Annotated in this window: 13 protein-coding genes; 5 read left to right on the forward strand and 8 right to left on the reverse strand. The window is 70.9% G+C overall.

Annotation, left to right across the window (positions count from 1 at the left end):
• Positions 1-12 precede the first annotated feature (12 nt).
• Together trxA and IF12_RS24195 are read left to right on the forward strand one after the other, a co-directional pair.
• Positions 13-384: a thioredoxin gene (gene trxA, locus IF12_RS0113585; protein ID WP_030159110.1), complete on the forward strand. Its 372-nt coding sequence runs from the start codon at positions 13-15 to the stop codon at positions 382-384.
• 180 nt (positions 385-564) lie between these two features.
• Entirely contained in the window at positions 565-2022 is a 1458-nt protein-coding gene (locus IF12_RS24195) for a PDR/VanB family oxidoreductase (protein WP_051704374.1), read from the forward strand.
• A 106-nt stretch (positions 2023-2128) separates the two neighbouring features.
• Here the strand turns inward: IF12_RS24195 and aceE are convergent, their stop codons facing one another.
• Positions 2129-4861, reverse strand: coding sequence for a pyruvate dehydrogenase (acetyl-transferring), homodimeric type (gene aceE, locus IF12_RS0113595; RefSeq protein WP_030159115.1), 2733 nt, complete (start codon positions 4859-4861; stop codon positions 2129-2131).
• A gap of 374 nt (positions 4862-5235) precedes the next feature.
• Between aceE and IF12_RS0113600 the strand changes: the two genes are divergently transcribed.
• Complete coding sequence (locus IF12_RS0113600; protein WP_030159117.1) at positions 5236-5652, forward strand: DUF3052 domain-containing protein; 417 nt, start codon at positions 5236-5238, stop codon at positions 5650-5652.
• Positions 5653-5777: 125 nt separating this feature from the next.
• Positions 5778-6242: a peroxiredoxin gene (locus IF12_RS0113605; protein WP_030159120.1), complete on the forward strand. Its 465-nt coding sequence runs from the start codon at positions 5778-5780 to the stop codon at positions 6240-6242.
• A 73-nt stretch (positions 6243-6315) separates the two neighbouring features.
• Here IF12_RS0113605 and IF12_RS0113610 read toward each other — a convergent pair whose 3' ends face one another.
• The 7 genes from IF12_RS0113610 to IF12_RS0113640 all read right to left on the reverse strand — a co-directional run bounded on the left by IF12_RS0113610 (position 6316) and on the right by IF12_RS0113640 (position 14711).
• Positions 6316-7281 (reverse strand): cation diffusion facilitator family transporter, encoded by a 966-nt coding sequence (locus IF12_RS0113610; protein WP_030159122.1) that lies wholly within the window; start codon positions 7279-7281, stop codon positions 6316-6318.
• Between the two features lie 217 nt (positions 7282-7498).
• Complete coding sequence (locus IF12_RS0113615) at positions 7499-9277, reverse strand: ABC transporter substrate-binding protein (protein WP_030159124.1); 1779 nt, start codon at positions 9275-9277, stop codon at positions 7499-7501.
• Between the two features lie 120 nt (positions 9278-9397).
• On the reverse strand, positions 9398-9919 hold the full coding sequence (locus tag IF12_RS0113620) for a flavin reductase family protein (protein ID WP_030159126.1): 522 nt from the start codon (positions 9917-9919) through the stop codon (positions 9398-9400).
• A 23-nt stretch (positions 9920-9942) separates the two neighbouring features.
• Positions 9943-11088 carry an LLM class flavin-dependent oxidoreductase gene (locus IF12_RS0113625; RefSeq protein WP_030159128.1) on the reverse strand — a complete coding sequence of 382 codons (1146 nt, stop codon included), beginning with the start codon at positions 11086-11088 and terminating at the stop codon, positions 9943-9945.
• Positions 11089-11102: 14 nt separating this feature from the next.
• The gene (locus IF12_RS0113630; RefSeq protein WP_030159130.1) at positions 11103-12320 is read right to left on the reverse strand and encodes an SfnB family sulfur acquisition oxidoreductase; all 1218 of its coding nucleotides are present in this window, start codon (positions 12318-12320) and stop codon (positions 11103-11105) included.
• The gene (gene sfnG / locus IF12_RS0113635) at positions 12317-13423 is read right to left on the reverse strand and encodes a dimethylsulfone monooxygenase SfnG (RefSeq protein ID WP_030159132.1); all 1107 of its coding nucleotides are present in this window, start codon (positions 13421-13423) and stop codon (positions 12317-12319) included. The genes IF12_RS0113630 and sfnG overlap by 4 nt, the downstream gene beginning before the upstream one ends.
• A gap of 40 nt (positions 13424-13463) precedes the next feature.
• The gene (locus IF12_RS0113640; protein WP_030159135.1) at positions 13464-14711 is read right to left on the reverse strand and encodes an acyl-CoA dehydrogenase family protein; all 1248 of its coding nucleotides are present in this window, start codon (positions 14709-14711) and stop codon (positions 13464-13466) included.
• A 53-nt stretch (positions 14712-14764) separates the two neighbouring features.
• Between IF12_RS0113640 and IF12_RS0113645 the strand changes: the two genes are divergently transcribed.
• Positions 14765-15742: a LysR family transcriptional regulator gene (locus IF12_RS0113645; RefSeq protein ID WP_197034713.1), complete on the forward strand. Its 978-nt coding sequence runs from the start codon at positions 14765-14767 to the stop codon at positions 15740-15742.
• Positions 15743-15799 lie beyond the last annotated feature (57 nt).

Genomic DNA, 15799 nt, shown 5'->3' on the forward strand with positions numbered 1-15799 from the left:
AGAGGCGGCCCCATGGCCACGGTTGAGCTGACCAAGGACAACTTCGAGGAGACCGTCACCGGGAACGGCATCGTGCTGGTGGACTGGTGGGCCGACTGGTGCGGACCGTGCAAGATGTTCGCCCCGACCTTCGAGAAGTCGAGCGAGCAGCACGAGGACGTGGTCTTCGGGAAGATCGACACCGAGGACCAGCGCGAGCTGTCGGCCGAGGCGGGGATCCAGTCGATCCCGACGCTCATGGCCTTCCGCGACGGCATCCTCCTCTACAGCCAGCCCGGCGCGCTCCCGCCGGCCGCGCTGGAGGAGATCATCGGCAAGGTGAAGGAACTCGACATGGACGCCGTGCGCGCCGAGATCGCGAAGGAAGAGGCCGAAGAGGCCTGATGCCGCGCCCCGACTCGAAAGAGGAGGGGCCGCAGAGCTCGACGCCGCGTCCGAAGGACGGCGGCGGCAAGGGGGCGGGCGCACCGCAGGTGCGCCCGCCCCCTTTTGTCTGAGTCGTTCTCATGTTACTTTGATGCCCAATTGGACAGAGCAGCGCCGAACTCCCCGAGGAGCTTCGCAGTGCCGGCCGACACCACCCCCGACGCCCGCCGCAGACCCGCGCCACGGCTCGGTTTCGCCGCGCGGCGCGTCCTCACCGCCTGTCACGTCCTCCTCTCGGTCTTCTGGCTCGCCTACATGGCCTTCGTCCTCGTGCTCTGCGTCTGGGTCGCCGCCTCGAGCGACCCGGCGGCGGCCGACGCGGCCTGGAAGGTCGCCGGCATGTTCAACGGCCTCGGCACCGGCGCCGTCTCCTTCCTCGTCCTCGGCACCGGGATCGCCCTCGCCGCCACCGGCCCCCGCGGCCTGGCCCGGCACTGGTGGGTCAACGCCAAGCTCGCCGCCACCGCGCTCGTCATCGCCGGCGGCCTGCTGCTCCTGCGCCCCAGCCTCACCGCGCTCGCCGGCGGCGCCGGCACCGGCGGCGACCACGCCGCCCTCACCGCCGGCACCGCCCTCGGCACGGCCGCTCTGCTCTTCGCCGCCGTCGTCTCCTACGCCCGGCCCTGGGGCCGGATCGGCCGCGCCGCCGCCGAGAAGCCCGTCGCCGACGGCCGCTTCGAGGTGCGCGTGCGCCGCGTCGTCCCCGTCGCCGCGAAGGTCCACGCCATCGAACTCACCGGCCTCAAGGGAAAACTCCTGCCGCCGTTCGAACCCGGCGCGCACCTGGAGATCGAACTGCCCTCGGGCCTGGTGCGCCACTACTCGCTGTGCTCCTACGCCGGGGACCGGCTCCTGTACCGCATCGCGGTCCTGCGCGAGGAGGCCGGGCGCGGCGGCTCGCGCGAGGCCCACCGCCTCCGCGAGGGCGACCTCCTGCGCATCTCCCCGCCCCGCAACCGGTTCCCGCTGTTCCTGCACTCGGGCTACCTGTTCATCGCCGGCGGCATCGGCATCACCCCGATCATGCCGATGATCCTCCAGGTCGAGCGGGCCCGAATGCCCTGGCGGCTCGTCTACACCGGCCGCGACCGCTCCACCATGGCCTTCGCCGACCAGCTCGCCACCACCTGGCCCGGCAACGTCGTCCTCTACCCGACCGCCAAGTTCGGACGGCCCGACTTCGTGTCCGAACTCGCCGGACTCCCGGCCACCACCGGCGTCTACGCCTGCGGGCCCGTCCCGCTCATCGACGCGCTCGCCGACATCGTCCGCCGCGTCGCGCCCCAGCTCGAACTCCACACCGAGCGGTTCACCTCGGACGCGGCGACGCCGGTGCCGTTCGAGCTGATCGCCAAGAGGACCGGCGCGGCCGTGAACGTCGGCGCCGACCGCAGCGCCCTGACCGCGCTGGCCGAGGCGGGCGTGGAGGTGCGGCCGGGCTGCGAGATCGGCGTGTGCGGCTCGTGCCGCCTGCGGGTCGTGGAGGGCCGGCCCGAGAACCCCGAGCAGGTCCCCGGCGGCTTCGCCCCCGACGGCTCGCCCCTGTTCTACCCGTGCGTGGGCCGCTCCCGAGGCCGACTCGTCGTCGACGCCTGAGAGCAGTCCCAGAAGCGCCGCCCAGAAACGAACTCGGCCGCTGCACGTTCGGCGCTCACGCGAAAGGGACCGGGAGCATCGCCCCCGGTCCCTCGTCGCTCGCGGCTTAGGAGTCGCCGCCCGCCTCGCCCGCCTCGGCGGCGGTCGGGTCGGTGATCTGGTACTTCGCCGCGGCCTGGGCCGCCAGTTCCGGCTTGAGCTCGCCGCGGGCGGCGAGCTGCTGGAGCGCGGCCACCGTGATCGACTCGGCGTCGACGTTGAAGTGGCGGCGCAGCGCCCCGCGCGTGTCGGAGTGCCCGAAGCCGTCGGTGCCCAGCGAGGTGTAGTCGCCCGGCACCCAGCGGCTGATGAGGTCCGGCACCGACCGCATGTAGTCGCTGACGGCGATGAACGGGCCCTCGGCGCCCGAGAGCTTCTGCGTCACGTACGGCACGCGCTTCTCGGCCTCCGGGTGGCGCAGGTTCTGCCGCTCGGCCTCGATCGCGTCGCGGTTGAGCTCCGACCAGGAGGTCACCGACCACACGTCCGCGGCCACGCCCCAGTCGGTGGCCAGCAGCTCCACGGCCTTCTGCGCCCACGGCATCCCCGAGCCGGCGGCGAGCAGCTGTACTCGCGGCCCCTGGGCCTCGGACTCGGAGACGCGGTGGATGCCCTTGAGGATGCCCTCGACGTCCACGCCCTCCGGCTCGGCCGGCTGCACGATCGGCTCGTTGTACACCGTCATGTAGTAGAAGACGTGCTCGCCGTCCTCGTACATGCGCTTGAGGCCGTCCTGCACCAGGTGGCCGATCTCGTAGCCGAACGCCGGGTCGTACGAGACGACCGCGGGGTTGGTGTGCGCCATGAGGATCGAGTGGCCGTCCTCGTGCTGGAGGCCCTCGCCGTTGAGCGTGGTCCGCCCGGCCGTCGCGCCGATGAGGAAGCCGTTCGCGAGCTGGTCCGTGGCGGCCCAGATCGCGTCGGCCGTGCGCTGGAACCCGAACATCGAGTAGAAGATGTAGAACGGGATCATCGGCACGCCGAGCGTGTCGCCCGAGGTGCCCGCGGCCGTGAACGCGGCCACCGAACCGGCCTCGTTGATGCCCACGTGCAGCAGCTGGCCCTGCTCGGACTCCTTGTACGACAGGAACAGGTCGCGGTCCACCGACAGGTACTGCTGGCCGTGCGGGGACCAGATCTTCGCCGTCGGGAACATCGCGTCCATGCCGAAGGTGCGCGCCTCGTCGGGGATGATGGGGACCCAGCGCTTGCCGATCTCCTTGTCCCGCATGAGGTCCTTGAGCAGGCGCACCAGCGCCATCGTCGTGGCGACCTTCTGCTTGCCCGAACCGCGCCTGGCGGACTTGTACGCGTCCGCGCCCGGCAGGGTCAAAGGGACCACCGTGTTGCGCCGCGACGGGATCGACCCGCCCAGCGCGCGCCGCCGCTCCTGGAGGTACTCGTGCTCGGCACTGCCCTCCTCCGGCTTGATGTACGGCGGCTGGTACGGGTTCTCCTCGAGCTGCTCGTCGGTGACGGGCATGTCGAGCGCGTCGCGGAAGCCCTTGAGGTCGTCCAGCGACAGCTTCTTCATCTGGTGGGTCGCGTTGCGGCCCTCGAAGGTCGAACCGAGCTTGTAGCCCTTCACCGTGTGCGCGAGGATCACCGTCGGCTGGCCCTCGTGCTCCATCGCGGCCTTGTACGCCGCGTAGATCTTGCGGTCGTCGTGGCCGCCGCGGCGCAGGTCCCAGATCTCGTCGTCGCTCATGTTCTGCGCGAGCGCCTTCGTGCGCGTGTCGCGCCCGAAGAAGTGCTCGCGGATGAACGCGCCCGACTCGGCCTTGAACGTCTGGTAGTCGCCGTCGGGGGTGGTGTTCATGAGGTTCACCAGGGCGCCGTCGGCGTCCGCCGCCAGCAGCGGGTCCCACTCGCGGCCCCACATCACCTTGATGACGTTCCAGCCCGCGCCGCGGAAGTACGACTCCAGCTCCTGCACGATCTTGCCGTTGCCGCGCACCGGCCCGTCCAGGCGCTGGAGGTTGCAGTTGACGACGAACGTGAGGTTGTCGAGCTCGGCGCCGGCCGCGAACTGGAGCGCGCCCCTCGACTCGACCTCGTCCATCTCGCCGTCGCCCAGGAACGCCCACACCTGCTGCGCCTTGGTGTTGGCCAAGCCCCGGTCGTCCATGTACCGGTTGAACATCGCCTGGTAGATCGCGTTGATCGGGCCCAGGCCCATCGACACGGTCGGGAACTGCCAGTAGTCCGGCATCAGGCGCGGGTGCGGATAGGACGGCAGGCCGCCCTGCGGACGCGAGACCTCCTGGCGGAAGCCGTCCAGGTCGTCCTCGGCCAACCGGCCCTCCACAAAGGAGCGGGCGTACATGCCGGGGGAGGCGTGGCCCTGGAAGAAGATCTGGTCCCCGCCGCCGGCGTGGTCGCGGCCGCGGAAGAAGTGGTTGTAGCCGACCTCGTACAGGTTCGCGGCGGAGGCGTACGTGGAGATGTGGCCGCCCACGCCGATGCCGGGACGCTGCGCGCGGTGGACGGTCATCGCCGCGTTCCAGCGCACGAACGCGCGGATGCGGTGCTCGACGGCCTCGTCACCGGGGTAGTGCGGCTCGGCCTCGACCGGAATGGTGTTCACATAGTCGGTGCTCGTGGACGCCGGAACGCCGATCTGGCGCTTGCGGGCGTGCTCGAGCAGCCGCTGCATGACGTAGCGGGCACGGGTGCGCCCGCCGGCGTCGAGGAGGCCGTCAAGGGAGTCCAGCCACTCGCTGGTCTCCCCGGGGTCAGTGTCCGGTACTTGGGTCGGCAATCCGTCACTGATGGGCGGCCGGTTCTGTTCCGTGGTCACGGGCGATCCCTCGTTCTTAGACTGCGGCTTTGCAGGGTTCTTTAAGGCGGCAGAGTGTCATCGTTCCCTACCATCCTCCCTTGAATCTACCGCGACCCTCCCCCACCCACCCGGGTTGATGCGACCGCGCCCACACTCCCCGCGACCTCGAGAGCCGCTCACCTGCACCGCCGCCCGCCCCGCGGGCCCCGAGGAGATCACGGCCACGTGAACGTCCGCGCACCGCCGACCCCCGCGACCTTGCGATCCGCCGCCTGGACGCCTGCCGCGCGCGGGCACGCGAATCCTCCATATGCCCTACCTCCTATGCTCTAGTTCATATCCTGTGGACAGCAGAGCGGTACGCTCTGGCAGCCGACCTATGGAGGGACGAAGTGAACGCTCCGAGCAGCCCGGTGGACGTGCCGAGTGTCGTACAACGCCTCGGGCTCGACGGCGTCGAAGCCGTCATGGAGATCGGTTTCGACACCGATGTCGACGCCGCCCTGCGCACCGCCGTCATAGAGGCCGTCGGCGAACTCCTCGACGAGGACTCCGACGAGATCGTCGGCGCGGTCCTGCTGTGGTGCCGCAGCGAGGACGGCGACCTCGTCGACGTCCTCCTCGACGCCCGCGACCCCCTCGCCGACAACGGCGTGGTCTGGCTCCTCACCCCCAAGGCGGGGCGCCGCGGCCACATCGAACCGGCCGACATCGAGGAGTCCGCCGCGCTGGCGGGCCTGAAATCGACCAAGACCCTCAACGCCTCGCCGGACTGGGTCGCCTCCCGGATGGTCGTCGCCCGGCGCTGAACCGGCCTGTCGCGGAAGTCCTTCCCGGGGCGGGTCCGGCGGTGTCCGCGCGCGATCGGCGCTAACGTCGAGCGCGTCAGCACACCCGAGGCCCTCCCGCGAGGGCCGCACCGCGAGGAGCGCCCATGCCGATCGAGACCGGAACCCAGGCCCCCGGCTTCACCCTGAAGGACCAGAACAACCAGGAAGTGGCCCTCGCGGACTTCCGCGGCGAGAAGCACGTGCTGCTGGTCTTCTACCCGTTCGCGTTCACCGGCACCTGCGAGGGCGAGCTGTGCGGCATCCGCGACAACCTCGACTCCTACCAGACCGACGACGTGCAGGTCCTCAGCGTCTCCGTCGACTCCCCATTCGCCCACAAGGTCTGGGCGCAGCGCGAGGGCTTCGAGTTCCCGCTGCTCAGCGACTTCTGGCCGCACGGGGCGGTCGCCCAGGCCTACGGCGTGTTCAACGACGAGAAGGGCATGGCGAACCGCGGCACCTTCGTCATCGACAAGCAGGGCGTGGTCCGCTTCGCCGAGATGAACCTCCCCGGCGAGGCCCGCGACCAGGCCGCCTGGCAGAAGGCCCTGGCCGAACTCCAGGGTTAGCAATCCGCGAGGGCCGCCGGGGCACCCGGCGGCCCTCACGCCTGTCCACCCGGCCGTGCGCGACCACAGGAGGTCATCGGGGCTTGCGGTCTTCTTCGGTGAGGGTCGCCGCTCCCCATGGGCTCAGGAACACGTACCGGATCATCGGGAACCGGGCCCGCAGCCTGGCCTCGACGGCCTGACTGGTGTGCTCGATCGCCTCGCCGCTGGCGCTGTCACGGTAGTCGATCCGGGCCGCCACCAGCACCGAGGTCGGTCCGAGCTGGAGGGTCAGCAGTTCCTGGACCGCCACGATGTCCTCGGCGGCCTCCAGCTCGGCCCGCACGGCCTCGCGGAACCGCCGCGGCAGGCTGCGACCGATCAGCAGCGAGAGGTTCGCGTGGCCCAGCAGGACCGCCACGATGAGGAGCAGCACGCCGATGAGCACCGAAGCGCCGCCGTCGAAGACCGGGTTCCCGGTGATCTCGGTGAGCATCAGCCCCAGCGCCGCCAGGACGAGACCGATGAGCGCGGCGAAGTCCTCCAGGAACACCGCCTTCAAGGTGGTGTCGGGCGTGTGCCGCAGGAACAGCCGCGGCCGGACCTTCCAACGCCTGGACTCGCTCCGCAACTGCACGATCGTCCGCACGAACGAGACGCCCTCCAGCACGAACGCGATCGCCAGGACCACATAGGAGAGCAGGTAGTCGGCCTCGCCGCCGTCCTGCATCGAGTGCACGCCATGGGTGATGGAGAACAGGCCGCCCGCGACGAACGTGAACGCCGCCGCCAGCGCCGCCCACATGTACGCGGTGGACCCGTACCCGAACGGATGCGCCTCGTCGGCGGGTTTCACGCTGTTGCGCAGGGCCACGTACAGCATGAACTCGGTGACGGTGTCGGCCGCCGAGTGGGCGGCCTCCGAGACCATGGCCGCCGATCCCGACAGGACGCCCGCGACGAGTTTGGCGATCGCGATGGCGAGATTCATCAGGCCCGCGATGAGCACCGTCAAGACGCTCTCGGACTTCACCTCGTCCACGCCACCCGCTCCGCTCACTCCCCGAGCCTAAGCGAGCGACGGCCGGACGACCGGTCAGTTCGGACGGAGCGCGGGGGACGTCGGCCGATCCCGCGCCGCCGTCACGAACGCGTGCCGACAGTCGAGCGGCGTCCTTCCCCCGGGATCGCCGGGTTCTGGACGCCGCTCGCGTCAGGGTGCCGAGATGTCGGTCAGCGCCGGTCGTGCTACTCGGCGTTCTCGTCCAAGCTGTGCCTTACTGTTCCTCTCCTTCGTCGAGGAACCCCCAATCGCCCACGTTGTAGAACACGCGCATGGTCGTCGCCCAGTTGTCGCGGACGTTCACCACGTTCTTGTCGACCATCACCAGCGCCGGCGTCCACGCCAGCGGCAGCTGCACGGCCTCGTCCAGCGAGATCTGCGCGGCCCGGTTGTTCAACTCGGCCGCCTCGTCCCGGTCGAAGGTCGTCGCCAGCTGCTCCACGATGTCGTCGACCTCGTCGTTCTGGAACCCGGTGTGGTTGCCCTCGCCCCAGTAGTCGGCGGCCGAGGAGGCGAACAGCGGCGTCTCGATCCACGAGAACTGGATGAGGTCCCAGTCCTTCGCGTCCAGCACCGAGCTGAGCTGCCCCGCGGGGATCGGGTCGGCGTTGATGTCGACGCCGATCTCGCCCAGGTGGGTGATGACCAGGTCCTGGATGATCGGGGTGAACGCGTTGCCCTCGATGCCGGTGCGGTACCGCAGGCTGACCGGCTCGCCCTCGGGGGTCAGCAGCGCCTCGCCCTCCCAGGTGTACCCGGCCTCTTCGAGCAGGGCCCGCGCCGCCTCGATGTCGCCCGATCCGAGCCCGGAGTCGCCGATCTGGTCGGTGAAGTACTCCGACCCGGGCCGGAACAGCACGTTCTGCATGGTGTCGACGTCCGAGTAGGCCGTCCCGTAGGCGCGGGCGTTGATCTCGTCGGCGTCCAGCGCGGTGAAGATCGCCTGGCGAAGCGTCTTGTCCGACAGGAACGGGTTGTCGAGGTTCGCGTCGATGTGGGACCAGCCCGACTGGGGCGCGACGCTGAACTTGATGTTCTCCTCGCCCGCAAGCCGGTCGAGGATCTCGGGGTCGAAGCTGGAGGGCGCGGCGCCGTGGATGGTGCCCTGGCGCAGTTCGGTCGCCATGGCGTCGGCGCCCTCGATGTACTTGAGCGTCAACGAGTCCAGCGTGGACTGGAGGGAGCCGGTCCACTCGGTGTTGGGCACGTACTTGGCGTAGTCGCCCAGCACGCCCTCGACCATCCGGAACGGTCCGGCGCTGTAGTCCAGCGGCGGGTTCTCCGAGAAGTCCCGCACGGAGGCGGCCATCTCGACGGGGTCGGTGCGCCAGTCCGGGTAGCCGCGGGCCTCGGCGATGTGGGCGGGGTGGGTGATGACGCCGGCGGCGTACCACTCGGCGTCGAGGTAGCCGTCCTTGTAGGTGACGACGACCGTGTTCCCTTCGCCCTCTTCGATGCTCGCGACGTTGGAGCCGTAGCTGGAGGCGGGGGCGCACTCGGCGCACTGGGCCTCGTCGGTGGAGGTGGCCTTCCAGTGCCAGATGAAGTCGTCGATGCCGATCGGGGTGCCCTCGCCCCAGGTCGCGTCCTCCTTGAGGTGGTAGGCCACCGTCAGGGGCGCCTCGGCGAGCAGTTCGGGTCCCTCGGCGTAGATCCCGTCGTTGTAGTGGATCTGGCCCTCCTGGTCGAAGGTGAACACCGAGGGCCGCAGGGGCTGGTTCACGATCGAGGAGGCGAGGCTGGAGCCGTAGATGTCGGCCTGGCCCCAGGCCTCCCACTTGCCGTCGACGGCCCACACCAGGTCGCCGCCCTCCTGGCGGGGGCCGGAGTTGCACGTGGTGGGCTCGGTCTGGCAGTCCTCGAAGCCGACGCCGGTCGCCGAACCGTCCTCGCCGCCGTCGCTGCACGCTCCGGCCGCCAGGGTGAGGGCGGCCAGAGCGGCGGCGAAGGACTTCCTCAGGGCGCCGCGGTGAGGCGCCTTGGTCTCGGGCATGACAGTGCCTTTCGCGATGAATTGGGGGGATGTGCCCGCGGGCACGCCCCGAACCGTATCGCCATCGGAAAAGGAAGTCAACTAAAACGATAGGAATGCTCTTGTATCTCACATTCGCGGTCACGAGGGCTCGGCGAGCCGGCTGAAACCGCTGCGGTGGAACACCAGCGGGCCCGAGGTGTCGGGGTCGTCCGAGGGATGGTCCACCGCGTGGAGGCGCAGCAGGACGATCACGTGGTCGCCCGCCTCCACCTCGCGGTGGATCGAGCAGTCGAACCGCGCGAGCCCGTCGTCGAGCGTCACCGCCCCTTCGGCGGTGGCCGTCAGCGCGAGCCCGTCGAACCGCTTCTCGGGGTCGCCCGCGAGCTGGCGGCACACCGCCCCGTGGTGGTCGGCGAGCACGCTCAGCCCCAGCCGGGAGGCGCGGCGCAGGTCCGGCCAGGTCTTCGAGGTCGCGGCGATCGAGAACGACACCAGCGGCGGGTCCAGGCTCACCGAGGTGAACGAGCTGGCGGCCAGGCCCCAGATCCGCCCGTCCACGCGGGCGGCCACGGCCACGACGCCGGTGGGGAAGACCCCGAAGGCCGCGCGCAGCAGCCGGGGGTCGAGGTCTTGATTGGTGGTCAGCGGGGGGATGGTCACGAGAGGCCTCCTGTGGTTGTCGGTCAGCCGGCGAAGGGGATCGCCGCCGGACGGGCGCGCGGCGGGGCGGGGTGCTCCCACAGTCCGCGCCTGGCCAGCTCGGGCAGGACGCCCTCGCCGAACCAGTACGTGCCTTCCAGATGCGGGTAGGCCGAGAGCACGAACTCCTCGATCCCCACCCGGTGGTACTGCTCGATGAGGTCGGCCACCTCTGCGTGAGCGCCGACCAGGGCCGTGCCCGCTCCGCCGCGGACGAGGCCGATCCCGGCCCACAGGTTCGGGTGGATCTCCAGGCCGTGCTTGGTGCCGCCGTTGAGGGCGAGCATCCGCCGCTGCCCCTCGGACTCGCTGCGCCGCAAGCCCTCCTGGACGCGCGTGATCGCCGACTCGTCGATCCCCGCCAGCAGCCGGTCCGCCTCGGCCCAGGCCTCGGCCGACGTGTCGCGGTTGATCACGTGCACCCGCAGTCCGAACCGGATCGGGCGCTCGCGCCCCCGCGCGGCGGCCAGCTCCTTGATCCACGCGATCTTCGCCGCGACCGCCTCGGGCGGCTCGCCCCAGGTCAGGTACACGTCGGCGTGCTCGGCGGCCACGGCCCCGGCGGCCGGGGACGACCCGCCGAAGTAGACCTCGGGCACCGGGTCCGGCAGCTGCGCGAGCCGCGCGCCCTCCACCCGCAAGTGCTTCCCGGAGAAGTCCACCGTCTCGCCCGCCCACAGCCGCCGCACGATGTGGAGGAACTCCCCGCACCGCTCGTAGCGGGCGTCCTTGTCCTCGAAGTCGCCGTACATGCGCTGCTCGTGGGATTCGCCGCCGGTGACCACGTTGAGCAGCAGCCGCCCGCCCGAGAGGTGCTGGAACGTCCCGGCCATCTGCGCGGCCAGGTACGGCGCCACCGCGCCGGGGCGGAACGCCACCAAGAACTTCAGGCGCGCCGAGACCTGGCTGAGCATCGCCGTCGCCACCCACGCGTCCTCGCACCACGCGCCCGTCGGCGTCAGCGCCGCGGCGAACCCGTTGTCCTCCGCGGCCCGGGCGACCTGCCCCAGGTACGACACCGACGCCGGACGCGCCGAGGACCCGGCGTCGACCCCGTGCCCGCCGTCGACCACCTGCCGGCCGTCGCCGCCGTTCGTGGGCAGGAACCAATGGAACTGCAATGCGCTCATGCCGTCGTCCTCTCTCACAGTTGTCCGTGCCGCGGCGGCGGCGTCCCGTCCAGGGCCCACCGGCCCAGGTGCTGGACCTTCCACGCGGCCGGATCGTGCAGGGTGTGGACGCGCGCGTTGCGCCAGTGCCGGTCCAGCCCCACGCCCGCGAGGGAGCTGCGCGTCCCGGCGACCTCGAAGACGCGGCTGGCGATCCGCACCGACACCTGGGCGCTGGAGGCCCGGGCGGCGGCCACCGCGAGGCTCGCCGCCGCGGCGCTGTCCTCGTCGAGCGCCTCGTTCGCCGCGTCCACCGCCGACGCCGCCCGAGCCAGCAGCGCCTCGGTCCCGCGCAGCGCCAGGTCCATCTCCCCGAAGGCGTGCACCACGAGCGGGTCGTCCCCGGCCCGCTCCACGCCCGCGTCCGGGTACGGCCGGCTCTTGGTCCGCACGAACTCCGCGCCCTCTTCCAAAGCGGCCCTGGCGATCCCGGCGTCGATCGCCGCGTGCAGCAACTGCGCGAACGCCCCGAACGTCTGCGGCTCCTCGAACGTCGGCGCGTAGGAGGTCACCCACTCGTCGGTGACGGCGACGTTCTGGAGCCGCACCGTGCCGCTGGCGGTGGTGCGCTGGCCGATGCCGTCCCAGTCGTCGACCACCTCGACGCCCTGCGCGTCGCGGCGCACCCACGCCACGTGCATCGGCCCGTCGACGCCCAGGTGGGTCAGCACCGGGATCCAATGGGCGAACAGCGCTCCGGTGCAGTAGAACTTCGTGCCGTTGAGGCGCCAGCGCCGCACGCCCTCGCTCGTGAGCCCGTCGGGGGTCAGCGTGGTGCGGTGGTCGCGCACGTGCTTGGTGCCGAACTCGGTCTGCGCGTTGCCGAAGCGCTTGCCGCGCAGCACTTCGGCGAACAGCTTCTCCTGCTGCTCGGGCGCGGCCCGGCGGCGCAGGTGGCCCACGTACACGAAGTGGCTGTGGGGGATCTGGGCGAGGTTCGGGTCGCCTTGGGCCAGCCGGCGGAAGACCTCGGCGACGGCGGCGGCCTTGAGGTCGGCGCCGCCGTGCTCGGCGGGGACGGTGATCGCGAGGAGTCCGGAGGCGGAGAGGCGGTCGAGCTCGGCGTAGGGGAGGGTCCTGCGGGCGTCCCGCTCGGCGGCGCCCGCAGCGAACTCGGCGCCGATGCCCGACGCCGCGGCGAGCGCCGCCGCGGCGTCGAGCACCGGGACCCCGGTACAGGCGGGGTCGCTCATGCCACTCGCTCCAGTTCGGCCGCTTCGAGTTCGCGCACGATCGGGAGCACGTGCTTCCCGAAGTGCTCGACGTCCTCCAGGTAGTGGAGGAACCCGAGCAGGAGCAGGTTCACGCCGCGCCGCTTGTAATCGATGATGCGGTGGGCGATCTGCTCGGACGTGCCGATCAGTCCGGTCCGGAAGCCGTCGTTGTACTGCACGAGGTCGGCGAACTCGGAGTCCTGCCACATGCCCGTCTTGTCCCCTGTGGACTGACCGGCCTGCTTGACGGCGTTCCCGAAGCCCTCCACGGCCTCCCGGTCGGCCTTGTCGACGATCTCGCGCAGCACCTCGCGCGCCTCGGCCTCGGTGTCGCGGGCGATGAGGAACCCGTTGACGCCGAACCGGACCGTGCGCCCGTGGACCTGCGCGACCTCCCTGACGTCCTTGATCTGCGCCTCGACGCCCTCGGGGGAGTTGCCGTTGGCGAAGTACCAGTCCGAGACCCGCCCGGCCATGCCGCGCGCGTCGATCGAGTTGCCGCCCTGGAACACCTCCGGATGGGGCCTGCCCTCGCCCTGGACGGGCTTGGGCTTGAGGTCGAAGTCGTGGAGCCGGTAGAAGTCGCCGTTGAACTCGGCGTGCTCGGAGGTCCAGATCTCCTTGACGTAGCGGATGAACTCCTCGCTGCGCCGGTAGCGGTCGCCGTGTTCGAGCCACGGCTCGCCGAGCTTGGTGAACTCGTCCTTGAACCACCCCGAGACCACGTTGATCGCCGCCCGACCGCCCGAGAGCTGGTCGGCGGTGGCGACCCACTTGGCGAGCACCCCGGGGTGCCACAGTCCGGGGTGGATCGCGGCGATCACCTTGAGCCGCTCGGTGGCCAGCAGCAGCGCGAGGCTGAAGCTGGTGGACTCGTGCTGGTACGCCGCCCCGTACGAGGCGATGTAGCGGACCTGCGAGAGCGCGTACTCGAAGCCCGAGTCCTCGGCGAGGCGCGCGAGCGTCCGGTTGTACTCGTAGCTCCAGTCGGTGCGCTGCTCGATCTTGCTCACCACCAGGCCGCCGCTGACGTTGGGCACCCAGTACGCGAATTTCAGCGGTTCGTGCGCCGCTGCGTTCATGAACTCCTCCTAGGGGATCGGATCACTCGAATGGGGACGGTCACGTGTACCAGGTGGGCTCGGGCAGCTCACCGGTCAGCGCGTAGCGGCCCACCTCGGCCCGCTTGTGCGCGACCGGGTCGTGCAGCGAGTGCGTGCGGATGTTGCGCCAGAACAGGTCCAGCCCCACCGCGTTCGCGCTCGCCCGCGCCCCGGTCACCTCGAAGATCCGCGTCCCGATCTCCAGCCCCGCGTCGATCGCGGTCTGCTTGGCCGCGGCGATGACCACCGCCGCCTCGCCCCGCTCCTCGGGGGTGACGGTGTCGGCGTGGGCGTTGATCGCCTCGATGAGCGAGGCGGCCCGCTCGGCGAGGGCCTCGGCGGCCCACAGCTTGGACCGCAGGTCCCCGTAGGCCTCCTGGACGTAGAACTCGTCGAGCCCGCGCTCCTTCTTGTCGCCCGCGTACGGCCACGCGCGGGTCTTCTCCCGCGTGTAGGCCGCGGCGGTGCTCAGAGCGCCCTCGGCGATGCCGAGGTAGAAGTTGGTGAAGACGAGCTGGATGAGCGGCACGTTCAGCGTGTTGTAGACGCGCGGGACGAACTTGTGGCCCTCCTCGGTGGCGACGTACCCGGCCGCCGAGGCCCACGGGACGCGCACGCCGTCGATGACGGCCGAGCCGCTCTCGGTGAGGCGCTGGCCGAGGTTGTCCCAGTCGCCGGCGAAGCGGATGCCGTCCTGGTCGGTGGGCACGATCGCGAAGATGTGGTCCTCGGTGCCCTCCAGGATGCCTTCGAGGACGGTGACGTCGGAGACCTTGCCGCCGGTGGAGAAGGTCTTGGACCCGGAGTAGACGAGTTCGCCGTCCTCCTCGCGGATGAGGAGGTCGTCGTCGCGGGGGTTGACGGCCCCGCCGAAGAACCACTGGTTCTCGGTGGCGGCCTGCTCGACGGCGGCGATCTGCTCGGGCGTGGCGACCAGCCTCGCGGCCCAGGCCCACAGGTAGTGGTAGCCCAGGAGCTGGCCGATGGAGCCGTCGCCGGCGGCGACGGCGCGGATGACGCGGTAGGCGGTGGTCCAGTCCTGTCCGCCGCCGCCGTGCTCGGCCGGGCCCAGGAGCGTGACGAGTCCCGCCTCCTTGAGCAGGCCGACTTCCTCGTAGGGGGTCTGGCCGGCGCGGTCGCGTTCGACCGCGTCGACGGCGAGCCTGGCGGCCACCTCGCGGGCCCGCCGGACCCATCCGTCGGGGGTGTCGGGACGGGACGACCAGTCCTGGTTCGCCTCCGCGCCCGCCGATGCCTGTTCCGTCATTGTGCTCGTGCCCTCTCTCATAGTAAGCTTTTCCTATCAAGTTACTAGGAAATGTGGCCGGGGAACAGGACTCGACCATCGGTTCGACCGATGACCCGATCGGCCGATCCGATGGGACTCTCGAAGGCGGGCAGCGGATGCGCATCGAACAATTGCGGTACGTCGCGGCCGTGACGCAGTACGGGTCGCTGCGGCGGGCGAGCGAGCACCTGCACGTCTCGCAGCCCGCGCTCAGCGAGGCGATCAGCAAACTCGAACGCGAACTCGGCGTCACCCTGCTGGAGCGCCGGCGCGAAGGAGCCCGGATGACCTTGCGCGGCAAGGAACTCCTCGAACACATGATGGGGGTGCTCGAAGCGGTCGACCGGCTCCAGTCCGCCGCCGGAGGCCCGGGCGCTGGCGTCGGCGCGATCCGCGTCGGCACCGTCAACGCCGGCACCGCGAGCCTGCTGCTGCCGGCCATCCGCGACTTCCGGCGCGAACGGCCCAGCGCCCGCGTCGAAGTCCGCGCCCTGCAACAGGACGAGATCGAGACCGGCCTCGCCGACGGCTCGCTCGACCTCGGACTGGTCAACGTCCTCGACGAGTTCGCGATGCCCCAGCGCCTCGACGGCGCGCCGCTGCTGCGCGGGCGTCCCGTCGCCGTCGTCCCCGGCGCCCACCGCCTCGCCACGCAGTCCGAAGTGGACGCCGAGGACCTGCGCACCGAGGCGTTCATCGGGATGCGTTCGGGCTACGTCATGCACCGCTTCGCGATGCGCCTGTTCCAAGGCCGCCCGCCTGCCGCCTGGCACAGCGTGGACGGCGCGGAGATGGGTAAGATGCTCGTCGCCGAAGGCCTCGGCGCGACCGTCCTGCCCGACTACTCCGTCCGCGGCGATCCCCTGGAACGCGGCGGCCTCATCACCGCCCGGCCGATCACCGGCGACGGCACCCGCGTCACCATGTGGCTCCTGCGCCGCCGCTCGGCCCGCCCGCCCGCGGCCGTCGCCGCGCTCGCCACGAGCCTGCGCGCCCGGGCCTCGCACTGACCCGCGCGACGGCACCGCTCACGACAGCTCTGCTCACGACAGCGCCACTCACGACAG

Origin of the sequence: Glycomyces sp. NRRL B-16210 (genome assembly GCF_000719515.1) — a bacterium.
Lineage (GTDB): Bacteria > Actinomycetota > Actinomycetes > Mycobacteriales > Micromonosporaceae > Glycomyces.

Coding starts and splice junctions, on each gene's coding strand:
- sfnG (WP_030159132.1), bottom strand. CDS start 13,423: ATGAACGCAGCGGCGCACGAACCGCTGAAATTCGCGTACTGGGTGCCC.
- IF12_RS0113615 (WP_030159124.1), bottom strand. CDS start 9,277: ATGCCCGAGACCAAGGCGCCTCACCGCGGCGCCCTGAGGAAGTCCTTC.
- IF12_RS0113640 (WP_030159135.1), bottom strand. CDS start 14,711: ATGACGGAACAGGCATCGGCGGGCGCGGAGGCGAACCAGGACTGGTCG.
- IF12_RS0113630 (WP_030159130.1), bottom strand. CDS start 12,320: ATGAGCGACCCCGCCTGTACCGGGGTCCCGGTGCTCGACGCCGCGGCG.
- IF12_RS0113605 (WP_030159120.1), top strand. CDS start 5,778: ATGCCGATCGAGACCGGAACCCAGGCCCCCGGCTTCACCCTGAAGGAC.
- IF12_RS0113625 (WP_030159128.1), bottom strand. CDS start 11,088: ATGAGCGCATTGCAGTTCCATTGGTTCCTGCCCACGAACGGCGGCGAC.
- trxA (WP_030159110.1), top strand. CDS start 13: ATGGCCACGGTTGAGCTGACCAAGGACAACTTCGAGGAGACCGTCACC.